This window comes from Streptomyces sp. NPDC038280, from assembly GCF_055600045.1.
In genome coordinates this window covers 105726-129635 of the sequence record NZ_JBVJYZ010000012.1, presented here as the reverse complement: position 1 = coordinate 129635, position 23910 = coordinate 105726, and the positions used below count along the sequence as shown (strand labels likewise).

Genomic DNA, 23910 nt, shown 5'->3' with positions numbered 1-23910 from the left:
GCCGAGCAGCGTGACGGTGGGTAGGCGGCGGTGACGGTGCGGAGATCGCTCGGCCTTGCAGCCGGCCGGCCACGATCCCGACCGTCCCGATGCGAACCGCCCGCCCGGCCACGAAGCGGAACTCCCACCCAGCTGGCAGACCCGCCACCTGGTCCGAGGCCCAGCCCGGAAAGTATGATCAAGCGATGTCTGACATGACAGAGACCACGCCCGGCTGGCTGAGCACGGACGAGCTGGAGACGGCCAGGGCCCGCATGCCAGTCCTGTACGTCGAGGCCGTGCCCGTGCGCGTGGACGACAGCGGCGAGGTCACCAGCATCGGACTTCTCCTGCGGATCGGCGCAGACGGAACGATCAGCCGCACTCTGGTTTCCGGTCGTGTCATGCACCACGAGCGGGTCCGCGACGCGCTGCTACGCCACTTGGAGAAGGACCTTGGCCCGGTGGCCCTGCCCCGCGTCCCTGCCTCCTTGCAGCCCTTCACGGTCGCCGAATACTTCCCCACAGCGGGCATCACCCCGTACCACGACCCGCGCCAGCACGCGGTATCCCTCGCATACGTCGTGCCGGTGGCCGGCGACTGCCGCCCACGGCAGGACGCGCTGGATCTGGTGTGGTTCAGCCCGCAGGAAGCAGCCTCGGCAGCCGTGCAGGGCGAGATGCCGGGCGGCCATAAGGCGCTGCTGAAACAAGCACTCGCGCATGTGGGCTACACGTACTGAGGTCTGACTGCACGGCCGCCAACCAGCAGCACGCCCGCTGCCTTAGCAGACACTCTCATGACGTGTCAGCAGAGCCATCCGGCGAGGTGCTGTGGCTGTGCACCCGCTCGATCACCTCGATCGCCAGGCCGCCATGGCCTGTTGCGAAGCGATGACCGCGCTGCACAACGATGTCTGATTGCCGCCAGCAGGACCCGTCTTTGCTGATCATGCTGGCGGCATGACGATGTCAACCACTGACTCAGTGACAGTCCTCACCGGCATGTACGCGGCTGAGGCGGAGTACCTGGCGGCCGGAGGGCCTGGCGAGGCTTCGTTCGACCTGCTCGCCCCGTTCTTCGCGCCGGATGTCGAGCTGCATCAAGCGGATGCTCTGCCTTATGGCGGCACTTGGTGCGGGCACAGCGGCATGACGCAGTTCTTCCTCAGGATGGGACAAGTGTGGGAGTCGTTCGACATGGTCGAGCAAGAGTTTCTCGCCACCGGTGAGACTGCGGTCGTGCTCACCCAGGTCCGTGCGCGCGCCCGTGCGACCGGCCGTGAACTCAGTTTCCCGATCCTGCAAGCAATCACGGTCAAGAACGGGCGGATCACCGAGGTCCGTCCGTTCTACTGGGACACGCGGACCATCGCCGACGCCTGCGCCATGCCGTCACGGACAGACTGAGTTCGACCGCTGATTCGCTGGCCGCAGCCACTCGTCGAGGTCTGCGACCAGCGTGGTCGCCCCACAACGGACAACAAGCGTGTCGTACTCGCGGCCACGGCCCGGAGGCGCTCCGGTGGCGGCGCGCCCCGCTTTTGGGGTCTTCGAATGTGTGCTCTGCTGGAATTGTCCCCAGGAGAGGCCCATGCCCCACCTACACCTCATCGCACCGGCACCGACTCGACCGGGAGTGCTGCTGCCGAGGCGAGATCTGGCGGTCGCCTGGATCCTGATGGTGCTGATCGCGGTTCCGGCATGGATACTCACGGTCGGCCAGGCCCGCCACATGGGGATGGAGCCCGGCACCATGGGCCTGGCGCTCCCCCTGTTCCTCGGGCTGTGGGTGGTCATGATGGCGGCGATGATGCTGCCGTCGGTGGCGCCCGTCGCCATCACCTGGGTGCGGGGAATCAGCCGCCGCTCGAGCGGTTCCGCCCGCACGCTCCACATCGCCGAGTTCGTCAGTGGCTACCTGCTGGCCTGGGTCGGGTTCGGGATGGTCGCCTACGGGTTGCTGGCAGCAACGGGGCGCGTCGTGAACGACAATCCGCAGGTGGGGCGCTGGATCGGCGCCGGTGCCTTCCTGATCGCGGGACTGCACCAGTTCGGCCCTCTGAAGCGGGCTTGCCTGCGGCACTGCCGTAGCCCCATGTTCCAGCTGCTGCGCTACTCACGCTTCCGGCCGTGGGCGAAGGATCTGCGCGTGGGCGCCCACCATGGCCTCTACTGCGTCGGCTGTTGCTGGGGGCTGATGATCGTCCTCATCCCGCTCGGCTTCATGAACGTGGCGGCCATGGCGGGAGTCGCAGCGGTCATCTTCCTGGAGAAGCTGTGGCGACAGGGGCCCTGGCTCGCCTGGGCCATCGGTGCCCTGTTCCTCGTGCTGGCCGTGCTCGCCCCCTTCCAGGACTGGCTGCTGCCCGGCCTGGAGAACTCGGATCCCTCGATGGAGCACATGGACCACATGACGGGCCGGACGCGCTAGCGACCGTACACCGGGGGTCAGTTCGGGCCGCTCCAGTCGAACGGGAAGTGCTTGCTGGACCTGCCACTGCGGTTCCAGCTGAAACCGAACGCATCGGCGCGGTCAGTGGTGGCGCGACCCCAGGTGGCGACCTGCCCCGGACCCACCTCGGCACCGGGGGCGTTGTGTACCTGGACCCGCGCGCCCTCGGGAGTAGTGGGACCGGCGAGTGCCTCGGCTCGGGCACTGACCCGCCCCGGGATCTCGGCGCTCCACGACCCGAGGTCGTCGTCGATCTCTATGGTGATGGGAGCGACGTCCATTCCTCGCATCTCGGCGCCGAACACCTCGTTGAACTGCTGCGGCCAGCCACCCACCTCGCCCCCGAAGATGGCGCCGAGCGCGGCTCGCTGCTCCTCGTCGGCGCGCTCGTCGAGAAAGACGGCGGCGTACGCGTCCGAGTGCGTTCCGGCCCATACGTTGCCGGTGAATGAGCCCAGTATCAGGACGTTCAGCCCGTCGAGCCGGACTTCCCCGTACTGCCCCTCGCGGATGTGCCAGGCGAGCACACCGTCGCAATCTCCCTCGGTGGGGAGCTGGGCGAAGGTGCAGGGGCAGGGGATCGAGCACTTGCAGGTGTCGAACCAGTCGCCGGTGACATGCCAGCTCGGGCTCGTGGTCGTTTCGGTCATCTCACTCACCTCGTCCTTCCTCGCCGGCGAGGAAGGAGTCGCCTCACCTACCAGCATGCGCCCCCTCAGCGCGTTACGGGCGTCTGCGGCATCGCTCCATGGCCCCGGGGTACTTGCTGCGCGCGGGTGCCGCCTGTCCGCTTCATAGCCGCCGGCCGGGGCAGGTCGGGCGCTGCCGCACGGGCCGTATCGCGGCTTCGCGGGTCTCGGCCTCGGCGATCCTGGCCCCGGACAGGAACCACGAGCCAGGCCTCGAGGGTCCTAAGGGGCGATCAGGCGGCGGCAGGGCGGACCCTCGACCGCCACCCGCCCACCAACGCCTACTCGGGCAGGGGGCGGTCGTCGACGACGTGCTTCATCACGAGGGTGGACGTCAGGCGCTGGACTCCTGGCAGCCGGGCGAGCTGCTGGTCGTAGAGCTGCTGGAAGGCGGCCAGGTCGGTGGTGGCGACGCGCAGCAGGTAGTCGGGTTCGCCGAACAGGCGCTGGGCCTGCATCACGTGAGGAACGGCGGCCACGGCCTCCTCGAAGGCAGTGACCGTGTCGGGGTCCTCCCAGCGCAGGGTGGCGAAGACGAGGGCTTCAAAGTTCAGGCCCACGGCGGCCGGGTCCACAACGGCCCGATAGCCACGGATCGCACCCTCGCGCTCCAGGTCGCGCAGGCGGCGGTGGCAGGGCGAGACGCTCAGCTGCACGCGGGCGGCGAGTTCGGTGACCGTGAGACGGCCGTCCAGCTGCAGCTCGGTAAGAATCTTCCGGTCCAAGGCATCCATGGAGAAGATTCTCCCCCGAAAGCAGCGAGCATGAGGTAAATGGAGAAACACTTTCGGGCATATCTGGCCTAACCTTCCTCACGTATAGAAGCACGTGAGAGGGCTTGATCCATGGACACGACCACCCTGGCGGCATTCCTGACAGTGGACCTGCTGCTGGTGTTCACTCCAGGCGCGGACTGGGCGTACGCGATCTCGGCGGGGCTGCGGGAGCGATCGGTGGTCCCCGCGGTCGCCGGACTGATAGCCGGATACGCGGGCTACACGCTGCTCGCCGTCGCCGGCCTGGTCGTCATCGTGGCGAGCTCGCCGACCGTGCTCACCGCGCTGACCGTCGCCGGGGCCGGGTACCTGGTGTGGCTCGGCGTGGGTGTGTTGCGGCAGCCGACGGTCCTGGCGGCCTCCGAGGACGCCATGGGATCGTCCCGGGTGCAGGTCTTGCTGAAGGGCATGGGGATCAGCGGCCTCAACCCGAAGGCGCTGCTGCTGTACTTCTCGCTGTTCCCGCAGTTCATCGACCCGGCGATGAACTGGCCGGTCGCCGCGCAGACGGGACTGCTGGGCACGCTCCACATGACGGCCTGCGCCGTGGTCTACCTCGGCGTCGGCGTCCTCGCCCGCACCGTCCTGAAGACCCGGCCCTCCGCCGCCGGGGTGATCACCCGCGTCTCCGGTGCCATGATGATCGTCATCGGCGGCTTCCTGCTGGTGGAACGCCTGGCCGGCTGACGCCCCGCCTCCGCCCTGGCTCTTCAGTAGGCGGGGCCACCCAGGAGTACTGGGCGCGGGCGAAACAGGCCACCAGGCCCAGCTCCCATCGCCGAGCACAGACCCCGCGGACCGGGCCCGCACAGCAGCAGCGCCCCCCGATTGGCGCGGCAACGCGTCGGCCGCCCAGGCCAGGCGACCGGATTCGCGACGCGCCGATCTTGTCGGCGGTGGGGACGACGGTGTCAAAGAGAGCCGCACCCGTCTTCCCAGCTGGTCACCGGCTGAGCGTCCCGTTCGGAAGCCTCTGCTTGCGCTGCCCGCCACACGGGTAATATAGGTAGACCTACCTACCTAGTTGGGAGCTGTGGTGAGCGAAGCGCGTGCGAGCGGACGGCGGCGCCCAGCGCGGGAGCGGTTGCTGGCGGCGGCCGCCCGGCGCTTCTACGCCGACGGCGTCGCGGCGACCGGCATCGACACGATCACCGCCGATGCCGGCGTGGCGAAGATGAGCCTCTACAACAACTTCTCCTCCAAGGCCGACCTGGTCCGGGCCTACCTCGACGGCCGGCACGAGGAGTGGCTCGGCCTGTACCGGGCCCGTCTGGAGCACGCCGAGGGCCCGCGTGAGGGGGTGCTGGCGGTGTTCGACGCGTACGCCGACCACGCGGCGTTCGCGTACGAGCACGGGTTCCGCGGCTGCGGGCTGCTCAACGCCGCCGCCGAACTCCCGGCCGGGGACGCGGGTCGGGCGGTGGTGCGAGCCCACAAGGAGGAGGTCGAGCGGCTGATCGCCGGCCACCTGGAGGAGCTGTTGCCCCAGCGTCCTGCCGAGGTGCGGGCGACGGCCGAGCACCTCGCCTTCCTCCTGGAAGGCGCGATGGCCCGCGCCGGCCTGGAAGGCAGCGGCGACTGCCTCCAGCACGCACGCTCCCTCGCGGTCGGCCTGCTGGACCGGCTGTGACGGGCGCCGACAGCGGCCGTTCCGCGGGGATCGGCGCGCTGTGCGTGCTGGCTGCCTCCGTGCTGTGGGGGACGACGGGCACGGCCGCCACCTTCGCCCCGGACGTGGGCCCGCTCGCGATCGGCGCCGTCGCCATGGGCCTCGGCGGACTCCTGCAGGCCCTCCTCGCCGCCCCGCGGATCAGCCGCCACACACCCGAACTGCGCGACCAGCGCGGAACGGTGCTGCTCGGAGCCGTCTCGGTGGGGGTCTACCCACTGGCGTTCTACAGCTCCATGCACCTGGCCGGAGTCGCGGTCGGCACCGTGGTGTCCATCGGCACCGCCCCGCTCGCCTCGGCCCTGATCGAACGGGTCGCGGACGGCCGCCGGCTCACGCGCCGATGGATGCTCGCCGCCTCCCTCGGCCTGCTCGGCACCGTCCTGCTGTGCGTCGCCGAAGCCGCTCACGGCACCGATGGCACCGGCCCGGCTCCCTTGGCCGGCACGCTGCTGGGCATCGGCCTCGGGCTCGTCGCCGCCGTGACCTACGCCCTGTACTCCTGGGCCGCGCACGGTCTCATCACCCGACAGATCCCCTCCCGCGCGGCGATGGGAGCCGTCTTCGGGCTCGGCGGACTGCTCCTGGTGCCCGTCCTCGCGGTCACCGGCGCTCCGCTCCTCGGGTCCTGGTCGAACGCGGCCGTCGGCACCTACATGGCGTTGGTGCCCATGTTCGGCGGGTACGTCCTGTTCGGCTGGGGGCTCGCCCACGTACCCGCCAGCACCGCTACCACCCTCTCCCTGCTCGAACCGGCCGTGGCCGCCGTCCTCGCCGTCCTCGTCGTCGGCGAACGTCTTCCCGCCACCGGCTGGACCGGCATCGTCCTCGTCATCGCCTGCCTCGCCGTCCTCACCACTCCCACGCCCGCTTACCGTCGACCGCGGCGGCGGACTCCTGCGGGCCAGGACCGCGACACTCGTGCAACCCGCCTTGCCAGGCAGGATGGTTGAGCGTACGGGTCGGTCGCCGATTCGCAGCCCTGGCGGCGTCGAGTTCGGCGTTCCGCTCAATGAGCCGGCGCGTCAGCTCGTTGGCGCGTTGCGCGGGGCCGGTGATCGGGAGCTGCGCCTCGGCGATGACGGCCGGGGCGGGGAGGCCGGAGCTGGTGTCCGCCTGGTTGCCGAGGTGCCGGGAGAGACGGCCCCCGAGTTTCTGGACCCGGGCCGTCGGACGAGCGGCCCTGCATGGGCGCTGACGAGGTCAGCCTGCGGCGACGCCGCGGTGATGCACGCCAAGTCCGCCTGCTTCGGCGGCCGCTGAGCGATGAGTCCAGCATGAATTGCGGATGCTTCGGCGCTCAGTACTCGCCGCTCAGCGGCGCAGATGGGACTTTCGGCAGTGTCGGACGGCGCCCGACACCCGCACCCAGCCGGTGTGTCCCCTGACGCGCGTGGTCTCCCGGCCGGTGGCCCGATCCGGAGACGAACGCCCGGCGCCCGGGGCGTAGGACCGCGGACGGCGGGATCTGGGTCTCGGCCCCCCTTCGAGCCGCCGCTCAGGGCCCTCCACCTCGGTCGCGCGGCAGCCCACGCACGGGCGAGCTACTCGGCCCCGATCACGTCTGCCGGGACCTCGAAGACAATCGCGAACCCGTCGCGCTCGTTCCCCTGCTCGCCGACGCGCGTGAAACCGGCGCTCGCGATGGTGGCCAGGGAGGCCTGGTTGTCGGATCGGATCGTGGCCCTCACGGTCCGGACGCGGGGTTCAGCGGCGGCCCTGACGAGCAGTGCCTTCAGTATGGCGCGGGCATAGCCCTGGCGGCGGTACCCCGGCACGACGGTGTAGCCGACCTCGACCGTGCCGGCCTCGTCCGGCGGCCCGTGGAAGCCGGCGTCGCCGACGACGGCCCCGTCCGGCTCGGACACCACGGCCCGCGTGATCCAGGGCGCGGCAGACGGGTCCTCGGCGAGCTGGTCAGCGCGATAGCCGAAGATCCAGCGGGCGCGGTCACAGACGAAGTGTTCGTCAAGGGCGACCCCGGCCTCGGCGCTGCCACGAGCGAGGTCACCATCGGCAAGCGCCCGCAGCGCCTTTGCGCTGAGCTCGACGAAGCGGACGCGTTTGGGGATGGAGCGAAGTTCGTTGTTCATCGCGGAGATGCTCGCCCAGCTCCGGGAGGGTGTCCACCGCTTTACGGCCTCGGTGGGGCATGGTGATCGTCCAGGTGGGGCCACGACATGAGACGGGCGTCGGATTACACCGGAATTTCCTCAGGACGGTACGACTGATGGGGCTCAACTCCCTTGGCCGAGCCAGCATGTCGGCGAAATCGGGAGCGGTGCGACGGGGTGCGGAACACTTCGCCGGGTGGCAGCCGTACCACGGCAGCCGCGGGGACAGAGCCGAGCTCGGCATCGTGTGCGGTGCGGTAAGCACTTCGCGGTTCCTGCCTGAGCACTTCGACATGTACGCCGGCTACGGGCCGTACGGACGCCGCAGGGACCCATGCCGGAGAATGCGGTCAGGGCCCCCGCGTCTCTCAGCCGGTGTGGAGGATCCGGAAGCGATCGGGTTCCGCCGGATCTCGATCAACGACTTGGATGGGCGTCTCAGCCCATTGCCACACGCTGATGCCTGGCACCCGGGAGAACTGGATCTTCCCGCGCGTGCCTTCGACTGCAGTGCGCGGCCAGGCTTCGGCAATACGCGTCCGGTCCGCGCCGTGAGAACGCAGCACATCGGCAAGGACGGCGATCGTGTCGTAGCCCTCGAAGGTGACGAAGGAGGGCGCTTCGGCCAGCCGCTCGCGGAGGACTGTCTCGACGCGTGCACCGAGTGGGCTGAGGTGCTCGGGCAGGTAGCGCAAGAACGGGATCGCGGCGCCGTCGTCGCCCAGCAACGTCGCCCACTCGGCGAACTCCGGTTGCCCGGCCGGAGCACCCATCATGATCTCGGAAAGGCGCGGGTCGCGGCGGACAGACTTGACGATCGGCACTGCCGGCTCAGGGTGGCCGACCAGAAGAAGGAGGGCTGTCGCGCGATTCTCGACGAGTTCGTCGCACACGTCCGTGGGGGCGAGCGCGCGCATGTCGAGTTCGATGACGGTGCCGCCGAGTGGAGTGAGGTAGTCCCGCAGAATGCGGGCCCCAGCTGCCCAGTAGACACTCGGCTCGGCTGCTATGGCGATGCGACGGTGGCCCGCGCCGAGGAGGAAGTCCGCGTAGGTCTGCCAGCCGCGGGACTGCGGCGGGGAGAGGCGCGCGACCCATTCCGTTTGCTGTTCGGTGAGCCCGTCGAGAACCGCTGACGAGCAGAGGAACGGCAGGCCGAGGGCGTCGGCCCTGGCAGCAGCGGCGCGCGCGACGACGCTGTGATACTCCCCCACCAAGGCGACCACGCCCAGGCGAGCCAATTCGTCCACGGCCGCCGCGGCCCTCTGGGGATCAGCCGCGGTGTCTCGGACCACCAGCTCGAGTGGTCTTCCGGCGATCCCGCCGGCTTCATTGACCTCGCGAACGGCCAGCTCGAGTCCAGCCAGCAGGTGTCGGCCTGCCTGGACCCAGCCCGGTCGAGTCAGCGGAACGAGAGCGCCGATCTGAACGGATGATCCGTCAGTCGGTTCCGCTGCAGGGGTCGATGGTGGCGTGTTCATGCGTTGGCGTCTCCCGTGTGACGATGCGGTCGCAGTTTGCCTGGATCGCAGAGCGGCAAGCCCCGGTGGTACGCGTTCATCTCGTCCCGCCGTGGCGGGCGCACCGGGGCGACCATGCCGGACATTGCATCCGTCACATCGCCAACAGGCAACCGATTATTGTTCGCTGAGCTGCCAGGCTTCAAGGCAATCGATCATGTAGCCGTCGGACGTCCTCCGACCTACAGCCCGGCCCGGGGCCATCCCGCCACCCACGACCGTCACCACTCCGGCCGAGCGGGGCGCCGGTGTTCGGCGTGCCGTGACGGCTTCCCCGGCAGGCGGTGGAACCCGACGGTTCAGCTCATTGCCTCCGGCAGGGCGGAAAGCCAGCGGGCAAGCGTCTCGGCGCCCTGGACGAGCGCACGCACCTCGACGTGCTCGTCGCCACTGTGCCAGCGGTCCTCCAGAAGGCCGGTGCCGTAGAACACCACGGGCGCGCCGATGGCTCGGGCGAGTTGGGCGGCCGGAGCCGCGCCTCCGTTGCGCATGTGCACGACGGGGCCGCCGAGGGTGTGGCTGATCGCCTGTTCCAGCGCCTTGAAGGCGGGGTGGTGGGCGGGGGTGGTGTAGGGGTCGGACCGGCTGGAAGACAGATCGAGGTCAAAGGCGAAGCCGGGGCGGACGCGCTCCTCGACCCACTGTCGTACTCGCTGCGCGATGTCGTCCGCCATCTGGTCGGGCACCAGGCGGAACGCCAGTCCGGCCGCGGCCGTGGCCGGGATGACACCCAGCCCGGGAAGGTCGGGGTGGCCACCGAGCAGGCTGGTCACCTCTGCGGCAGGTCGGAGCCATACCCGTTCCAGGATCCCGAAGCCCGCCTCCCCCGGCGTGCCGAAGGTGCCGGTCCGGTCGGCCCATTGCTGCTCGCCGGGGGCGATGGCGTCGAGCTGTTCCCGTTCGTACGCGGACGGCTCCCGCACCCGCTCGTAGAAGCCGGGGACGGTGACTCGGCCGTTCTCGTCGTGGAGCAGGCCGATCACGCGGCACAGCTCGGTGAGCGGATTGCCGGCGGCTCCTGCCGCGGCGCCGTTGTGGATGTCTCGTACCGCCGCCTTCAGGGTGAGCTCCGCGCTGACGGACCCACGGACTCCAGTGCAGACCGCGGGCGCGTCCAACGACCACAGCATCGTGTCGGAGATCATGACGACATCCGCCCGGAGCTCGTCCCGATGCTGTTCCAACAGGCTGCCGAGGTGGACGGAGCCGACCTCTTCCTCTCCCTCGACGAGCAACTTGACCGTGACGGCAGGGTCGTTCCGCCCGGTCGCGGCGAGATGCGCGCGCAGCGCCCACAGATGGCACATCACCTGGCCCTTCGCGTCCGACGCGCCACGCCCGTGCAGTCGCCCCTCGCTCAGTGCGCCGGCGAACGGCCCGGACTCGTGCCACTCCCCGTCGATGACGGCATTGACGTCATGGTGGCTGTAGACGAGCACGGTCGGCGCGTCCGGCTCGGACGAGGGCCAGGACGCGTAGACGGCGGGGAGCCCGGACGTCTCCCACTCCTCGACCACAGGAAATCCCGTCTCTCGCAAGGAGGACATCAACCAGCGGGCCGAACGGGTGACATCCCCCGCCCTGTCGGGGTCGCAGGACAGCGAAGGGATGCGCACCCACTGTGCCAACCGGTCCAGAACGTCCTCCGTCTGCCGCCCGACGGCATCCCGGATCGACAGGCTGTTGTCCACTCCGCTCCCTTCTTCGCCGCCACCGGTCCTTACCGGTCCTCACCGGTCCTTACCGATCCTCACCGGCGATGACCGTCCGGGCGATGCGAGCCGGCGTCACCCCCACGCCCGTATACACGCTCTCCCCACGGGACGAGGGTCGATTCCGCCGTCGGCCGGTTCACCCCAAAGCCGGTTCGGTACGGACCCCACCCGTCCGGCCTGGCGTTGCATCGTTCGGGGCGAGGTGGTGGTGAGGGGGTCGCCGAACCCGATGGAGCTGCTGAACAGCGGGGGGCTTGAGCTGGGCACGGGCGGTGAGAGGGAGACGGTGTATCTGGCGGGCCCGAGCCGATGATGACGACCTCGCGTCTGTCGCCTACGCCGACGGCTCCGGGGCGATCTCGGCGATCAGGCCCTCGACGAGCTGCTTGATCTCGTCGCGGATGGGGCGAACCGATTCGACGCCCTGGCCTGCGGGGTCTTCGAGCTTCCAGTCGAGGTAGCGCGTGCCGGGGAAGACGGGGCAGGTGTCGCCGCAGCCCATGGTGATGCACACGTCAGAGGCCTTGACGGCGTCGACGGTGAGGACCTTGGGGGTTTCGGCGGACATGTCGATGCCGACTTCGCGCATCGCCTCGACGGCGGCGGGGTTCACGCTGTCGGCGGGCGCGGAGCCGGCGGAGCGGACCTCGACGCGGTCCCCGGCCAGATGGGTCAGCCACGCCGCGGCCATCTGGGAGCGGCCGGCGTTGTGGACGCAGACGAAGAGCACGGAGGGCTTGTCGGACATCAGAGGTCTCTCTTGTCTCACGACGGGAATCAGAGGCGATGCCCTCGTCACCCGGTCGTGTCAGTTAGCGCTGATGTGAAAGTATCAGTCCATGATGACGTCAGTCGACACTGATCTGATCAGGGTTCTGGCCGACCCGCTCAGGCTCAAGATCGTGACCCTCCTCGCCCAGGAGACCCTCTGCACCACCCACCTCGTGGAGGAGACGGGCGCGAAGCAGACGAACCTCACCAACCATCTGACGGTGCTGCGCAGGGCCGGGGTCGTCGAAACCGAGCCGTGCGGGAGGTTCACGTACTACCGCCTGCGCGCGGAGGTTCTCGAAAGCATCGCCGATCGGTTCGCCGACCTCGCCCGGACCGCACGCGCCACCGCCGACGCGAACCTCAAGCGGTCCTGCCCATAGCATTCCCCGCTCTGCCTCACCTGCCCGAGGAGCTCCCGTCTTGACCGCCACCGAGTCCGTCACCGCCGCCGTAGCCGAGAACGTCATAGCCGCCGACGCGCCCCGGCCGGCCCCCGGTGCCACCCCGCCTCGCACGCCGCTCATCGCCCGCGCCGCCGCCGAGCTGGTCGGCACCGCGGCCCTGGTCGCGGTCGTGGTCGGCTCCGGAATACAGGCCACCAAGCTCACCAACGACGTGGCCCTCCAGCTGCTGGCCAACTCCACGGCCACCGTCTTCGGCCTCGGCGTCCTCATCACACTGCTCGGGCCGGTCTCCGGCGCCCACTTCAACCCGGCAGTCACCCTCGCCGAGTGGTGGACCGCCCGACGCGGCGGCGCCGGCGTCACCGGCCCCGAATCGGCTGTCTACGTTCCGTCGCAGATCGTCGGCGCCATCACGGGCGCGATCCTGGCGGACGCGATGTTCGGCGAACCGCTGGTCAAGTGGTCCACGCACGACCGGTCCGCCGGGAACCTCCTCCTCAGCGAGGTCGTCGCCACGGCCGGCCTGATCCTGCTGATCTTCGGCCTGGCACGCACCGACCGCCTCCGCTTCGCGCCCGTCGCGGTCGCCTCGTACATCGGTGCCGCGTACTGGTTCACCTCCTCCACCTCCTTCGCCAACCCGGCCGTGACCATCGGCCGGGCATTCACCGACACCTTCGCAGGCATCGCCCCCGGCTCGGTCCCGGCGTTCGTCGCGGCGCAGCTTCTGGGCGCGGTCGTGGGCCTGGCTCTGGTCGCCCTCCTCTTCATGCGCGGCAGGACGGACTCGCAGACACCGGCCGCATGACGCAACGCACGGACATGGTGGTCATGGGAGGCGGCCAGTCCGGGTGCGCCGACGGCTACCACCTGCGCCACCCGGGCATCGAGCACGTCATCCGCGACGCCCAGAGCGCACCGGGCGGAGCCTGGCGGCGGGCCTGGTACTCCTGGCACCTGTTCTCCCTGACCTCGCGCCGGGCGGCGGCCATCCGCCCAACTGCGGCGGCTTCTGGCCGAGAAGGCCGGGCCTTGAACTGTCCTCCGCCTCGGTGTCGGCCCTGTTCACCAAGGAGCCTTGCCAAGGGCTGTCCCGTAACTGGCAGGACGAGAATCGGGCTCAGCCCCCCTCGTGGTCTGCTGCTGCGGCCCAGCGGCGGATGTGTAGGTCGGAATGGAGCCGGGCGGATGCGAGTGTGCTTTCAAACAGTTCGTGCAGGGATGGCGGGTACGCCGCAGGGGAGGTAGGCAGGCCCAGGAGGACCCGGTGGCGCATCTGCAGGTCGGTGGCTTCGGCGAACACCCGCATGGACGCCTCCATCCACCCGGCTCTGATGTCCTGTGACTCGTCCAGAGCGGGATCACGTACCCCACCGGGTCCGTACGCCGGGGAACGATCTGCACGTATGGGCACATGGGCGCTGTACCAGGCCCGCACGGCACCAGCTCGCTCAGCATCCGTGCCGTTCCTCAGGTAGTCGACCAATGCCGCCATCACACGGCGGCGTCCGAACGCGTAGACCGCCGGCTCGACGAACCAGCGGCAGAAACTGGGATCTGGGTCGTACACGGCTGCAGCCATCAGTGGGGCGAACAACTCCTCCGGCAGAGTTGCGCGTTCGAGCAGCGGCTTACGCACCGCATGGGCGAGGCGGCGGGCCTGGTCGTCCGGCTTCATGGCGACGTCTCCGACGCCCAGCTGCCGAGCCACCTCTATCGCGCATGTCAGGAATGAACGCGGTTCTATGCCGCTCTGCTCGTCTTCGACCACGGCAGCATTCTGGACTGGCCGTGTCGGCAGGCACAGCACCGGTGGCCACTGACCTTGCGGAAGGACACTCGCTCGACCTCCGCTGGCTGGAACGATCATGGTGTGGCTGGTGTGATCACGGCGTCGGAGCCGTCCTGGATAACCCCGTTCTCCGGGCTGAGCCCGCCTTCGGGAAGCCGGTGAAGGTTCTGCGGCGCCAGGGCACGGACACGGTCCGCAAGGGCCGGCCGTGGAGCCTTCCTCTGGAGGACCGGACACTGCTGGTCACGGCCTACTGGCGCACGTACCTGACCATGCGCCAGCTCGCCCCAATGTTCGGTGTGTCCAAGTCGGCGGCGGACCGAATCATCGACCACCTCGGGCTCCTGCGCCCTTCGGTCCCGCAAGCGGTTCGCCAAGGACGCTGTGCTCATCGTGGACGGCACCCTGGTCCCCACCCGGGACCACACCATCGCCGAGCGGTCGAAGAACTACCGGTACTCCACCAACCACCAGGTCGTCATCGACGCCGACACCCCACTGATCGTCGTGATCGGCCGGCCGCTCGCCGGGAACCGGAACGACTGCAAGGCGTGGGAGGAGCCGGCGCCAAGGCTGCCGTCGGCAAGACCCTCACGATCGCCGACGGCGGCTACCCGGGCACCGGACTGGTCATTCCGCACCGCCGCGAGCGCGCGGCCAGGCCGAGCTCCCGGCTTGGAAAGAGGAACACAACAAGTCCCACAAGCAGGCCCGAGCCCGCGTTGAGCACGTCTTCGCCCGCATGAAGACCTGGAAGATCCTCCGCGACTGCCGCCTTAAAGGCGACGGGGCACGCTCTAGTGGAGGCGAGCCAGCAAGTGGGCGTCGAGGAAGCCCCGCTCGGAGGCCGGATCGTGGAGCAGCCGGGCGAACGTGACGAGCCCGGCCCCGACCAGCAACTCGGCCAACCGGTCCACCGGCCAGCTATAGGCGGGCGTCACCTTGTGATCGAAGCGGACCGGCTCCGGTCCCTCGGTCCCGAAGAACGAGACCAGGAGCAGGCCCCCTGGCGCCAGGACACGCACCAGCTCGGCGAGCAGCGCGGGCAATTCCCCAGGCGGGGTATGGATCACCGAGTAGTGGGCCAACACGCCGCCGAGCGCGCCGTCCTCGACCGGCAGGGCCTCCATCCGCGCCTCGTCGAACCGCAGCGCCGGATGGGCCCGCCGAGCGTGGTCGACCATGGCCGGGGAGAGGTCGAGCCCGAAAGCGTCCAGCCCCAGGTCGTGCAGCATGGCCGTCAGATGTCCGGGCCCGCACCCGACGTCGGCTGCCCGCGTGTTCCCCGTCCCGCGCACGAGCTCGGCGAAGGTGCCGATCATGTTCCGCGAGAACGGCTGCGTCTCCAGCTGATTAGCGAACATCGACGCATACAGCTCGACGATCCCGTCGTAGGCCGCCCTGGTCTCGTCCTGGTGCTCCACCACGGGAAAAGAAGCTAACACCCGCGCCCGTTCGCAGCTTCTCCGGCCCCGTGCCGACCCCGCTCCCCTAGCGACTGACTGTCCGCCACATGATCATGGGGGCAGGTCCTAACAGCTCTGCACGTTCATCTGTACGCGGTTCTGCACTTCCGCTCGTACGCCGGCATTCGGTCTGTGAGAGGGATTCCAGGCAGCGGAGGACCCTACGGTGCACGGATCACACAACCTGAGCCAGAACCTCTGCCCGTGAACGAGAGCCAGACGCCGTCCACCGCGAGGGCGACTTACTGCGGGTCGAGACCGGAGACGGCGCCTGGCACGCCCGCGACGTGATCGGCGCCACCGGAACCTGGACCCGCGGCCGTTCCTACCCGGCGTCCCAGGCCGCCGCGAGGTGGACCGGTTCGGCCCCGGCCGGTATCGGCCGCCCGGCCCGGGACGCCGCCGTGAGATCGCCGCTGTTCTCGCGCTGAAGTCGGCGCCAGTCCCCGCTGCGCGAGTTCCCGTCACGGGGAAGCCCGGCCGGGCTCCGGTCAGTGACTGCTGAGTTCGCCGCTGAGCTTGCCGTGGAGGTCGGCGCTTGGGTTGTTCAAGCCGGTGATCTCGACGGTCTTGCCGCGCTGGTTGTACTTGGTCTCGATCGCGTCGAGCGCGGCGACGGACGAGGCGTCCCAGATGTGGGCGGAGGAGAGGTCGATGACGACCTTGTCCGGGTCGGTGGCGTAGTTGAACTGGCCGACGAGGTCGTTGGAGGAGGCGAAGAACAGCTCACCGGTGACCGAGTACACGACGGCGGTTCCGTCGGGGTCGGTAACGGAGGTGACGTTGGCCAGGTGCGCGACCCGCTTGGCGAAGATGACCATGGCCGTGATCGAGCCGACGACGACGCCGATGGCGAGATTGTGGGTGGCAACGACGCAGGCCACAGTGACGAACATGACGGCGATCTCACCCGGAGGCATCCGCTTGAGCGTCTGCGGGGCGATGGAATGCCAGTCGAACGTCGCGAACGACACCATGACCATGACGGCGACCAGGGCGGCCATGGGGATGTCGGAGACAACCGGGCCGAAGACGATGCACAGCACCATGAGGAACGCGCCGGCCAGGAAGGTCGAGAGGCGCGTACGGGCGCCGGAGACCTTCACGTTGATCATGGTTTGGCCGATCATGGCGCAGCCGCCCATGCCGCCGAAGAAGCCGGTGACGATGTTGGCGATGCCCTGGCCGATGGACTCGCGGGTTTTGTTCGAGTGGGTGTCGGTGATGTCGTCGACGAGCTTGGCGGTCATCAGGGACTCCATCAGACCGACGAGCGCCATCGCGAAGGCGTACGGGGCGATGGTGGTCAGCGTGTCGAGGGTGAACGGCACGTCGGGCAGGCCGGGCACCGGCAGCGAGGAGGGCAGGGCGCCCTTGTCGCCGACGGTCGGCACCGCGATGGCCGCTCCGACCGTGATGACGGTCAGGATCACGATGGAAACAAGCGGCGCCGGGACCGCGGTGGTGACCTTGGGGAAGAACGCCATCAGCGCCAGCCCGCCGATGATCAGCGGATACACGGCCCACGGCACGTTCCGCATCTCGGGTACCTGGGTCATGAAGATCAGGATGGCCAGGGAGTTCACGAAGCCGACCATCACCGAGCGCGGGATGAACCGCATCAGTTTTGCCACGCCCAGGGCGCCGAGGGCGACCTGGAAGACGCCGGCGAGGATGACGGCGGCGACCAGGTAGCCGAGGCCGTGCTCGCGGTTCAGGGGTGCGATGACGAGCGCGACCGCGCCGGTCGCGGCCGAGATCATCGCGCGGCGTCCGCCGACCAGGGAGATGACGACGGCCATGGTGAAGGAGGCGAACAGGCCGATCGCGGGGTCGACACCGGCGATGATGGAAAACGAGATCGCCTCGGGGATCAGCGCGAGAGCAACCACGAGGCCGGCCAGGACCTCGGTGCGCCAGACCTTCGGGTCGGAGAGCCAGTCGGGGCGCAGGCCGCGCAGCCGCGCGACCGGGGTGAGGGCGGAAGAAGACAAGGAAGCAGGTACCTGTCGCACTCAGGCACGCCCACGTCGGCAGTCGGGGCGTGCGTAAAGACGCGGAAGGGCCGGGCGGCACCCCGCGAGCGGCCCGCAAACTCGGGCCGGAAGTCATGAGGGACGGAGCGGGGTCGGCACGCACTGGGGCCGATGCTCTCGTCACTGGCCAAGCGTCACGGCGGGCAGGCGGCGGTGCCGGGCATCATGGGCTCGCGCACGCACGCTCCTGCAAGAACGGACTTTGGCCGGGGGCGTCATCGGCCCCGGCACGGCTGAAGCAGAGCAGCCGTACACCGCCCTCGCGCCAGCAACTCTACCCTAACGTTAGAGTAGAGATCGCTGAGGCCGCATCGGCCGCAGCCGACCGGGGACGAGAAGGCCAGAGGTCATACGCGTGAACGACAAGCACATGCAGATCGGCGAAGTCGCCGCGCGGACCGAACTGTCCTTGCGCACGATCCGGCACTACGAGGAGACCGGCCTCGTCGCCCCGTCCGCCCGATCCCAAGGTGGCTTCCGCCTCTACACCGAAGCCGACGTGCAGCGGCTCATGGTCATCCGGCGCATGAAGCCGCTCGGCTTCACCCTGGACCAGATGCGCGACCTCCTCGACGCCACCGACCGCCTCGACTCCGCGGAGACCGAGACCCGCGAGCACGCGCAGCTCCTTGAACGGGTGCGGGGCTACGAGCACGCCGCAGTCGCGAAGATCCAGGAGCTTCGAGTGCAACTGGCCCGCGCCGAGGACTTCGCGGCCACCCTCCGCGCCCGACTGGAACAGAACTCCGCCACGCGGGCCTGAGCGGCACTCGACCGCCTGCACCTCGGTCACCGCTTGGATAACGGCGGCCGACCGGCGGACGGTCGCGGAATGAGTCGAGACGCTCCGGTCTCCGCGCCGGCTCAGGCTGGGGGTGCGGCGGTGGTCAGCAGGGCCCCCATGGCGGCGAGTACGGCCGGTTCGACGCGGTAGTAGACCCAGGTCCCGCGCCGTTCGGAGGACAACAGCCCGGCTTCTTTCAGCTTCTTCAGATGATGGGAGACGGTGGGCTGGGAGACGCCGACGTCGGAGATGTCGCACACGCACGCCTCCCCGCCCGCGTGGGAGGCGACGGCGGAGAACAGCCGCAGCCGCACCGGGTCCCCGAGCGCTTTGAACATCTTCGCGGCGGTCTCGGCCTCCTCGGCGTTGAGCGGCCGCTCGTTCAGCGGCGGGCAACACGCCGCCAGGGCGTCCGGCTCCAGAAGCGGCAGCGCCTTCACATTCGACATGCATCTATGTTGACACACATCGAACCAAGGGGCACGGGCCAGCGGCGCACAAGCGTCCCTGCCGGATGCCAGGCTGACGGGGCCGCCCCCCCGGCCCCGATACCTCGCCAGGGAGTTCGACGACGGCCAGGTGGTCGCGGATCGGGAACCTTCGGCCACCCCACCGATCTCCCGCCTCCAGCCAGCTCGACGGTGAAGCCGGGGCCGTCGGCACAGCCTCGCTGACATGCGATCCCATACGGGCGTCGGCGCCCGGGCCGGCGGCGCGGGAGGCGAGGCAGGCCCCACCGTCGTGATGCGGGTACCGGTCCGGATCGCCGGGGAACAGCAGGCCGGGCAGCGCGCCGTACCTGGCCGGCGAGAAGAGCGGCCGCTGCCCTATGAGCGGCCACGACCCCGCCACACGCCACCCGCACCACCCGGCCGTACCCCTCCTCACCACAGGACGTGCGCCGACGGGCCCGGCCGACGACGACTTCGAACAGCTCCACGGATGACCCTCCTCTTCGATGAATGTCTATGTTGACGTCCATCGAATCAGGTGGGACGCTGAACGTGACAGGTCATCGACGAATGTCGAATCAACTTGGGGAGTCACCGTGAACGCGTCCACCACCGCCCTGCCCACCGTGGTAATCGGAGCAGGCCCCATCGGCCTGGCGGCTGCCGCACACCTCGTCGAACGAGGCATCACGCCACTGGTGCTCGAAGTCGGTGACAGTGCAGGCGCCGCGACCCGCCAGTGGGCGCACGTACGCCTCTTCTCCACCTGGGCCGAGGTCATCGACCCGGCCGCCGAGAAGTTGCTCTCCCCCACCGGCTGGACCGCGCCCGAAGGGAGCGCGTACCCCACCGGCGGCGACTGGGCCGAGCGCTACCTCCAGCCCCTCGCCGACGCACTCGGCGACAGCGTTCGCTGTCACACCACCGTCACCGGCGTCTCCCGCGCCGGCCGCGACCGCGTCGTGGACGCCGACCGCCACAGCCGGCCCTTCACCGTTCACGTCACCGGCAGCGACGGGAGCGAGGAGCGGATCCTGGCCTCGGCCGTCATCGACGCCTCCGGCACCTGGTCCACCCCCAGCCCGCTCGGCGGCGACGGGTTGCCCGCCCGCGGCGAGAAGACCGCGGCCGACCGGATCTCCTATCGGGTCCCCGACCTCAAGGACCCCGCGCAGCGCGCCCGCTACGCGGGCAAGCGCACCGCCGTCATCGGCTCCGGCGCCTCCGCCTTCACCGCCCTCGTCCACCTCGCCGAGCTCGCCAAGGAAGAGCCGGACACCCACGCGGTGTGGATCCTGCGCCGCGGCATCAGCGGATCGACCTTCGGCGGCGGCGAATCGGACCAGCTCCCCGCCCGCGGCGCCCTCGGCCTCGCAGCCAAGGCCGCCGTCGAGGGCGGCTACGCGGACGCCGTCACCGGCTTCCGCACCGACGCCGTCGAACGCGACAACCATGGGCGCCTGGTCCTGGTCGGCGAGGACGGCCGCCGCCTCGACGCGGTCGACGAGATCATCGGCCTCACCGGCTTCCGCCCCGACCTCACCTTCCTCGACGAGCTCCGCCTCCGGCTCGACGAGCGCCTCCAAGCCCCCGTCGAACTCGCGCCGCTCATCGACCCGAACCAGCACTCCTGCGGCACCGTCCAGCCCCACGGCGTGAAGGAGCTCTCCCACCCGGAGCAGGGCGTCTACCTGGTCGGGATGAAGTCCTACGGCCGCGCCCCGACCTTCCTCGCCATGACCGGATACGAGCAGGTCCGCTCGATCGCCGCCCACCTCGCCGGCGACCACGAGGCCGCCGAACGCGTCGAACTCACCCTCCCCGAAACCGGAGTCTGCGGCGGCGCCGGTCTCTTCGACCAGCCCGCACCGGCCGAAGAAGCGGGCGGCGGCTGCTGCGCCCCTGCCACGACCGGGCCGCAGATCAGCGTCGGCGCTCCGGCCTCCTCCGGCGGCTGCTGACCACCGTGCCGCACACCCAGGCCGGCGAGGCCGCGACCGGAAAGGGGGGCCGGTCGCGGCCTCGCGCCGTACTCCCCGCCCTGTGCGCCACCCAGATCACCAGTTGGGGGATCGTCTACTACGCCTTCCCCGTGCTCAACCCCACCATCACCGCCGACACCGGCTGGTCCCCGCTCGCCACCACCGCCGCGTTCTCCCTGGCCCTCACCATCTCCGGCCTGGCCGGAATCCCGATTGGCCGCATGCTCGACGCCCGCGGCCCGCGCGCCGTCATGACCGGCGGCTCGATGCTCGCCACCTTCGCCCTCATCGCAGTCGCCTGCACATCCAATCCGTACGCCTTCGCCGCCGCTTGGGCGCTGGCCGGTGTCGCGATGGCGGCCACGTTCTACCACCCGGCTTTCGCGGCCCTCACCCGCTGGTGGGGCCCCGACCGCATCCGCGCACTCACCATCGTCACCCTCGCCGGTGGCCTCGCCTCCACCGTCTTCGCACCGCTGACCGCATGCCTCGCGGAGCACCTTTCCTGGCGCACCACCTACCTCGTACTGGCCGCGATCCTGGCCGTAGTCACGGTGCCGGCACACGCCATCGCTCTCAACGCACCCTGGCCGCCCGCACCGGCCACCTCGCCGCAGCACGCGCCCCTCAATGAAGGCGCGGCGGCGACCCTGCGCAGCCGCCCCTTCCTCCTGCTGGCCATCGCCCTCACCCTGTCCGGCTTCGCCATGTACTCCGTCGTCATGGGCCTCGTCCCGCTCTTGACCGAACGCGGAGCCACCAGCACCCAGGCAGCCTGGGCCCTCGGCCTCGGCGGAGCCGGCCAAACCCTCGGCCGCACCCTCTACTCCACCCTCGCCCGCCGCACTACCGTCACCATCCGAACCGCCACACTCCTGGCCGCAGGCGGCGCCACCACCGCCGCACTCGCTCTCGTGCCCGGCCCCTTCGTCGCACTCACCGTGCTCGCGGTCACCGCAGGACTGATACGCGGCAACCTCACCCTCCTCCAGGCCACCGCGGTCACCGACCGCTGGGGAACCACCCACTACGGACGCCTTTCCGCCCTGCTCGGCGCCCCGACCACCATCGTGGCCGCCCTCGCCCCCTTTGCCGGAGCCGTCCTCGTCGGCCCCTTGGGCGGCTACCCGTCCTTGTTCCTGCTCCTCGCCGCCCTTTCCACTCTGGCGGCGGTCATCGCCTTGGGTACCCGCTGCGATTGACCACCCCGGTCGGCCACCGCGCACGGCAGCGCGGTTCGCACGCGATCGGGACGGGCACGAGGACGCCCCGTCCCCGGCCGGGGCGCCCGGACGGCCTCGGTCGGCCGGAGGCCGAGCGTCGCCCCGGGCTCAGGTCATGTTCATGTACGGGAGGGGGCCAGCCGGTTGGTAGGCGGTCACACGGCGGATGACGATCGCCAGGATGCCAGCACCTCCGCGTTGCAACGACAGCGGTGGAACCAGATCAGGAAGGCGATCCAGCAGGACGCTTGAAGCACGCCGAGGAAGACACCGCCGTCTGCGATCCAGGGGGAATCGGCGCCGCGGGTCAGCATGTCGTAGACGTCAGCCAGGACAGACGTGGCTATCAGTGCCTGAGCGAGAGTGCCGGTCGCTGGGTCGCGGAACCGATAACGGGGCCCGCGTACGGCCGCCGGCCCAACGGGCACGTTGAACGAGTCCATGGACGTCCCCCCCGAGGTGTGGTGCTGCTGCCGAAACCGTCCACGGCGTGACAGTGATCTTAGGCATCGTAGGTGTCCACCAGCGCGGTCTCCAAGAGACCGGTGGATGGGCAAGAGTCCGGGCCGACATCAGCCGGCAGGCCGGCTGCCCGACGCGGTCGGCCCTCGCCCGCGCCGTCGTTGGACGGGCCCCTCCGCTCCTGCCCCTGTTGGAGCGCCGGCCTTTCGCGCTCAAATGGACTGATCGCCTCCACCGGGCGCATCCCGCATGATGTCCGGCATGAGCCACATAACCAAGGGCGCCAACTCCTTCGTGCCGACAGTCGCTCTTCGCGTCGCCGTGCGCCATGAACTCCGCTCCGGAGCCCCACTCGTCGATGTCTCCGCTCTGCTGCTGGACGCGAGCGGCAAGGCGCGCGGAGACGCCGACATGGTGTTCCACGGCCAGGCGGTGCATCCTTCGGGCGCGGTACGGCACGTGGGCGACGCCCACGACGCCTCCACGCAGTGGCTCGAACTTGATCTGCCCCGCGTCGAGGCGGCGGTCGAACGCGTCCTGGTCGTGGGCTCGACGGACAGCGGCACGGTGGGGGCCTTGGCGGAACCGACGGTGGAGGCGTTCGCGCCGGACGGCGTCTCGGTCGTCCGCTACACAGTCGTGGACGCGACGACGGAGACGGCGTTCGTCTTCGGCGAGTTCTACCGACGCGCGGGCGGCTGGAAGTTCCGTGCGGTGGGCCAGGGTTACGCCTCCGGGCTGGCGGGCCTGGCGACGGACTTCGGCATCGAGGTGGCTGCCGAGGAGTCTCCCGCGTCGGCCGTACCGCTGCCGGCTCCGCCGTCGCCGGGCCCGGTTCCGCTCGCGGCGGTGTCGAAGACCACTGGTCCGGCTCCCTTCGCGCCACCCGCGTTCGCCCCGCCCGCAGCCCCCGCCACGTTCGCAACGCCGGCTGTCCCGGCCGCAGTCCCGCCCGCGTTCGCCCCGCCCACAGTTCCCCTCGCAGCGCCCGTATCTCCGACGCATGTCTCGCCCGGCGGCGCCTGGACCTTCGGACCGGTCTTCGAGCCGTACACCGTCGAAGGGAAGGGAAGGCAGGTCGTCACCGCGGACCGTAGTGTTCCGCCGGGTCCCGTCCTGGTCGAGATGACGCGTGAAGGTGACGATTACTTCTGTGTCTACAGCCTGGACAAGCGGAACAAGGAAGACCAGCTCGTCTTCAACTCCACGCTGGAGAACTTCCAAGGCAGTGCGGCTGTCGATTCACTCGGCGGCCGCCCGCTGCGCCTGAGCGTCAAGGCGCACACCCGGTGGAGGCTGACCTTCCGACCACTCGCGCACGCTCGCCGGCTCGAAAGCGAGTTGACTGGTCGCGGTCCTGAAGCGTTGCTCTACATGGGGCCGGTGGCGGACCTCAAGGTGAAGTTCCGCGACCTGACCGGCGGTAGCTACTGCCACATGAGCGGACACGAGGTAGCCGGCCACACGACCATCGCCGCCGCCGACGAGACCATGCTGGTCAACGAGGCCGGCAAGCGCCACAGAGTGAGTGCTCCGCTCCCCGAGGGGCCCCTCCTCCTCCGGTTCGACGCCGCGGAGGGATCGTGGCACATGAAGGTCCGCGCGGTGTGAGAAGAGG

General features: G+C 69.8%; 24 protein-coding genes and 1 pseudogene. 13 read left to right on the top strand and 12 right to left on the bottom strand.

Annotated features, from left to right (window positions below; all coding sequences use genetic code 11):
• The first annotated feature begins 194 nt into the window (after positions 1–194).
• Positions 195–722 (top strand): NUDIX hydrolase family protein, encoded by a 528-nt coding sequence (locus ACZ7J0_RS23445; protein WP_470890459.1) that lies wholly within the window; start codon positions 195–197, stop codon positions 720–722.
• 55 nt (positions 723–777) lie between these two features.
• Here the strand turns inward: ACZ7J0_RS23445 and ACZ7J0_RS23440 are convergent, their stop codons facing one another.
• The gene (locus tag ACZ7J0_RS23440; RefSeq protein WP_470890331.1) at positions 778–933 is read right to left on the bottom strand and encodes a hypothetical protein; all 156 of its coding nucleotides are present in this window, start codon (positions 931–933) and stop codon (positions 778–780) included.
• A 9-nt stretch (positions 934–942) separates the two neighbouring features.
• Here ACZ7J0_RS23440 and ACZ7J0_RS23435 point away from each other — a divergent pair, with 9 nt between their 5' ends.
• Both ACZ7J0_RS23435 and ACZ7J0_RS23430 read left to right on the top strand, forming a co-directional pair.
• Positions 943–1389 (top strand): nuclear transport factor 2 family protein, encoded by a 447-nt coding sequence (locus tag ACZ7J0_RS23435; protein ID WP_470890329.1) that lies wholly within the window; start codon positions 943–945, stop codon positions 1387–1389.
• Between the two features lie 184 nt (positions 1390–1573).
• A complete protein-coding gene (locus ACZ7J0_RS23430) occupies positions 1574–2413 on the top strand; it encodes a DUF2182 domain-containing protein (protein WP_470890327.1) in 840 nt (279 codons plus the stop codon).
• A gap of 17 nt (positions 2414–2430) precedes the next feature.
• Here ACZ7J0_RS23430 and ACZ7J0_RS23425 read toward each other — a convergent pair whose 3' ends face one another.
• The gene (locus ACZ7J0_RS23425; protein ID WP_470890325.1) at positions 2431–3084 is read right to left on the bottom strand and encodes a DUF1326 domain-containing protein; all 654 of its coding nucleotides are present in this window, start codon (positions 3082–3084) and stop codon (positions 2431–2433) included.
• A gap of 320 nt (positions 3085–3404) precedes the next feature.
• The gene (locus tag ACZ7J0_RS23420) at positions 3405–3857 is read right to left on the bottom strand and encodes an Lrp/AsnC family transcriptional regulator (RefSeq protein WP_470890323.1); all 453 of its coding nucleotides are present in this window, start codon (positions 3855–3857) and stop codon (positions 3405–3407) included.
• Between the two features lie 111 nt (positions 3858–3968).
• Here ACZ7J0_RS23420 and ACZ7J0_RS23415 point away from each other — a divergent pair, with 111 nt between their 5' ends.
• The 3 genes from ACZ7J0_RS23415 to ACZ7J0_RS23405 all read left to right on the top strand — a co-directional run bounded on the left by ACZ7J0_RS23415 (position 3969) and on the right by ACZ7J0_RS23405 (position 6521).
• On the top strand, positions 3969–4586 hold the full coding sequence (locus ACZ7J0_RS23415; protein WP_470890321.1) for a LysE family translocator: 618 nt from the start codon (positions 3969–3971) through the stop codon (positions 4584–4586).
• A gap of 349 nt (positions 4587–4935) precedes the next feature.
• Complete coding sequence (locus ACZ7J0_RS23410; RefSeq protein WP_470890319.1) at positions 4936–5529, top strand: TetR/AcrR family transcriptional regulator; 594 nt, start codon at positions 4936–4938, stop codon at positions 5527–5529.
• Positions 5526–6521 (top strand): DMT family transporter, encoded by a 996-nt coding sequence (locus tag ACZ7J0_RS23405; protein WP_470890317.1) that lies wholly within the window; start codon positions 5526–5528, stop codon positions 6519–6521. Before ACZ7J0_RS23410 ends, ACZ7J0_RS23405 begins: the two co-directional genes overlap by 4 nt.
• Before the next feature lie 591 nt (positions 6522–7112).
• Here the strand turns inward: ACZ7J0_RS23405 and ACZ7J0_RS23400 are convergent.
• The 4 genes from ACZ7J0_RS23400 to ACZ7J0_RS23385 all read right to left on the bottom strand — a co-directional run bounded on the left by ACZ7J0_RS23400 (position 7113) and on the right by ACZ7J0_RS23385 (position 11665).
• A complete protein-coding gene (locus tag ACZ7J0_RS23400; protein ID WP_470890315.1) occupies positions 7113–7661 on the bottom strand; it encodes a GNAT family N-acetyltransferase in 549 nt (182 codons plus the stop codon).
• 389 nt (positions 7662–8050) lie between these two features.
• On the bottom strand, positions 8051–9163 hold the full coding sequence (locus tag ACZ7J0_RS23395) for an ABC transporter substrate-binding protein (RefSeq protein ID WP_470890313.1): 1113 nt from the start codon (positions 9161–9163) through the stop codon (positions 8051–8053).
• Positions 9164–9501: 338 nt separating this feature from the next.
• Positions 9502–10893: a M20/M25/M40 family metallo-hydrolase gene (locus ACZ7J0_RS23390; protein ID WP_470890311.1), complete on the bottom strand. Its 1392-nt coding sequence runs from the start codon at positions 10891–10893 to the stop codon at positions 9502–9504.
• A gap of 358 nt (positions 10894–11251) precedes the next feature.
• Positions 11252–11665, bottom strand: coding sequence for an arsenate reductase ArsC (locus ACZ7J0_RS23385; protein ID WP_470890309.1), 414 nt, complete (start codon positions 11663–11665; stop codon positions 11252–11254).
• A gap of 91 nt (positions 11666–11756) precedes the next feature.
• Between ACZ7J0_RS23385 and ACZ7J0_RS23380 the strand changes: the two genes are divergently transcribed.
• Together ACZ7J0_RS23380 and ACZ7J0_RS23375 are read left to right on the top strand one after the other, a co-directional pair.
• Positions 11757–12071 carry an ArsR/SmtB family transcription factor gene (locus ACZ7J0_RS23380; RefSeq protein WP_470890307.1) on the top strand — a complete coding sequence of 105 codons (315 nt, stop codon included), beginning with the start codon at positions 11757–11759 and terminating at the stop codon, positions 12069–12071.
• Between the two features lie 40 nt (positions 12072–12111).
• Positions 12112–12903 (top strand): aquaporin, encoded by a 792-nt coding sequence (locus tag ACZ7J0_RS23375; RefSeq protein WP_470890305.1) that lies wholly within the window; start codon positions 12112–12114, stop codon positions 12901–12903.
• 312 nt (positions 12904–13215) lie between these two features.
• On the opposite strand, the gene ACZ7J0_RS23370 is transcribed toward ACZ7J0_RS23375, so the two are convergent.
• Positions 13216–13866: a hypothetical protein gene (locus tag ACZ7J0_RS23370; protein WP_470890303.1), complete on the bottom strand. Its 651-nt coding sequence runs from the start codon at positions 13864–13866 to the stop codon at positions 13216–13218.
• Between the two features lie 102 nt (positions 13867–13968).
• Between ACZ7J0_RS23370 and ACZ7J0_RS23365 the strand changes: the two are divergent.
• Positions 13969–14764 (top strand): annotated as a pseudogene (locus ACZ7J0_RS23365) (transposase).
• On the opposite strand, the gene ACZ7J0_RS23360 reads toward ACZ7J0_RS23365, so the two are convergent.
• Positions 14685–15314 carry a class I SAM-dependent methyltransferase gene (locus tag ACZ7J0_RS23360; RefSeq protein ID WP_470890301.1) on the bottom strand — a complete coding sequence of 210 codons (630 nt, stop codon included), beginning with the start codon at positions 15312–15314 and terminating at the stop codon, positions 14685–14687. The pseudogene ACZ7J0_RS23365 and the gene ACZ7J0_RS23360 overlap by 80 nt on opposite strands.
• Before the next feature lie 530 nt (positions 15315–15844).
• Complete coding sequence (locus tag ACZ7J0_RS23355) at positions 15845–17347, bottom strand: SulP family inorganic anion transporter (protein ID WP_470890299.1); 1503 nt, start codon at positions 17345–17347, stop codon at positions 15845–15847.
• A 412-nt stretch (positions 17348–17759) separates the two neighbouring features.
• Between ACZ7J0_RS23355 and ACZ7J0_RS23350 the strand changes: the two genes are divergently transcribed.
• Positions 17760–18152, top strand: coding sequence for a MerR family transcriptional regulator (locus ACZ7J0_RS23350; protein ID WP_470890457.1), 393 nt, complete (start codon positions 17760–17762; stop codon positions 18150–18152).
• A 101-nt stretch (positions 18153–18253) separates the two neighbouring features.
• On the opposite strand, the gene ACZ7J0_RS23345 is transcribed toward ACZ7J0_RS23350, so the two are convergent.
• Positions 18254–18622 carry an ArsR/SmtB family transcription factor gene (locus ACZ7J0_RS23345; protein WP_470890297.1) on the bottom strand — a complete coding sequence of 123 codons (369 nt, stop codon included), beginning with the start codon at positions 18620–18622 and terminating at the stop codon, positions 18254–18256.
• Positions 18623–19221: 599 nt separating this feature from the next.
• Between ACZ7J0_RS23345 and ACZ7J0_RS23340 the strand changes: the two genes are divergently transcribed.
• Complete coding sequence (locus ACZ7J0_RS23340; RefSeq protein WP_470890295.1) at positions 19222–20586, top strand: NAD(P)-binding domain-containing protein; 1365 nt, start codon at positions 19222–19224, stop codon at positions 20584–20586.
• Positions 20583–21809: an MFS transporter gene (locus ACZ7J0_RS23335; RefSeq protein WP_470890456.1), complete on the top strand. Its 1227-nt coding sequence runs from the start codon at positions 20583–20585 to the stop codon at positions 21807–21809. The genes ACZ7J0_RS23340 and ACZ7J0_RS23335 overlap by 4 nt, the downstream gene beginning before the upstream one ends.
• A 176-nt stretch (positions 21810–21985) precedes the next feature.
• Here the strand turns inward: ACZ7J0_RS23335 and ACZ7J0_RS23330 are convergent, their stop codons facing one another.
• Positions 21986–22273 carry a hypothetical protein gene (locus ACZ7J0_RS23330; RefSeq protein WP_470890293.1) on the bottom strand — a complete coding sequence of 96 codons (288 nt, stop codon included), beginning with the start codon at positions 22271–22273 and terminating at the stop codon, positions 21986–21988.
• A gap of 280 nt (positions 22274–22553) precedes the next feature.
• On the opposite strand from ACZ7J0_RS23330, the gene ACZ7J0_RS23325 reads away from it, so the two are divergent.
• Positions 22554–23903 (top strand): TerD family protein, encoded by a 1350-nt coding sequence (locus tag ACZ7J0_RS23325; protein ID WP_470890291.1) that lies wholly within the window; start codon positions 22554–22556, stop codon positions 23901–23903.
• Positions 23904–23910: the final 7 nt, after the last annotated feature.

Coding starts and splice junctions, on each gene's coding strand:
- ACZ7J0_RS23440 (WP_470890331.1), bottom strand. CDS start 933: ATGATCAGCAAAGACGGGTCCTGCTGGCGGCAATCAGACATCGTTGTG.
- ACZ7J0_RS23395 (WP_470890313.1), bottom strand. CDS start 9,163: ATGAACACGCCACCATCGACCCCTGCAGCGGAACCGACTGACGGATCA.
- ACZ7J0_RS23400 (WP_470890315.1), bottom strand. CDS start 7,661: ATGAACAACGAACTTCGCTCCATCCCCAAACGCGTCCGCTTCGTCGAG.
- ACZ7J0_RS23380 (WP_470890307.1), top strand. CDS start 11,757: ATGATGACGTCAGTCGACACTGATCTGATCAGGGTTCTGGCCGACCCG.
- ACZ7J0_RS23345 (WP_470890297.1), bottom strand. CDS start 18,622: ATGTCGAATGTGAAGGCGCTGCCGCTTCTGGAGCCGGACGCCCTGGCG.
- ACZ7J0_RS23430 (WP_470890327.1), top strand. CDS start 1,574: ATGCCCCACCTACACCTCATCGCACCGGCACCGACTCGACCGGGAGTG.
- ACZ7J0_RS23415 (WP_470890321.1), top strand. CDS start 3,969: ATGGACACGACCACCCTGGCGGCATTCCTGACAGTGGACCTGCTGCTG.
- ACZ7J0_RS23325 (WP_470890291.1), top strand. CDS start 22,554: ATGAGCCACATAACCAAGGGCGCCAACTCCTTCGTGCCGACAGTCGCT.
- ACZ7J0_RS23435 (WP_470890329.1), top strand. CDS start 943: ATGACGATGTCAACCACTGACTCAGTGACAGTCCTCACCGGCATGTAC.
- ACZ7J0_RS23420 (WP_470890323.1), bottom strand. CDS start 3,857: ATGGATGCCTTGGACCGGAAGATTCTTACCGAGCTGCAGCTGGACGGC.
- ACZ7J0_RS23425 (WP_470890325.1), bottom strand. CDS start 3,084: ATGACCGAAACGACCACGAGCCCGAGCTGGCATGTCACCGGCGACTGG.
- ACZ7J0_RS23445 (WP_470890459.1), top strand. CDS start 195: ATGACAGAGACCACGCCCGGCTGGCTGAGCACGGACGAGCTGGAGACG.
- ACZ7J0_RS23330 (WP_470890293.1), bottom strand. CDS start 22,273: ATGGACTCGTTCAACGTGCCCGTTGGGCCGGCGGCCGTACGCGGGCCC.
- ACZ7J0_RS23385 (WP_470890309.1), bottom strand. CDS start 11,665: ATGTCCGACAAGCCCTCCGTGCTCTTCGTCTGCGTCCACAACGCCGGC.
- ACZ7J0_RS23350 (WP_470890457.1), top strand. CDS start 17,760: ATGCAGATCGGCGAAGTCGCCGCGCGGACCGAACTGTCCTTGCGCACG.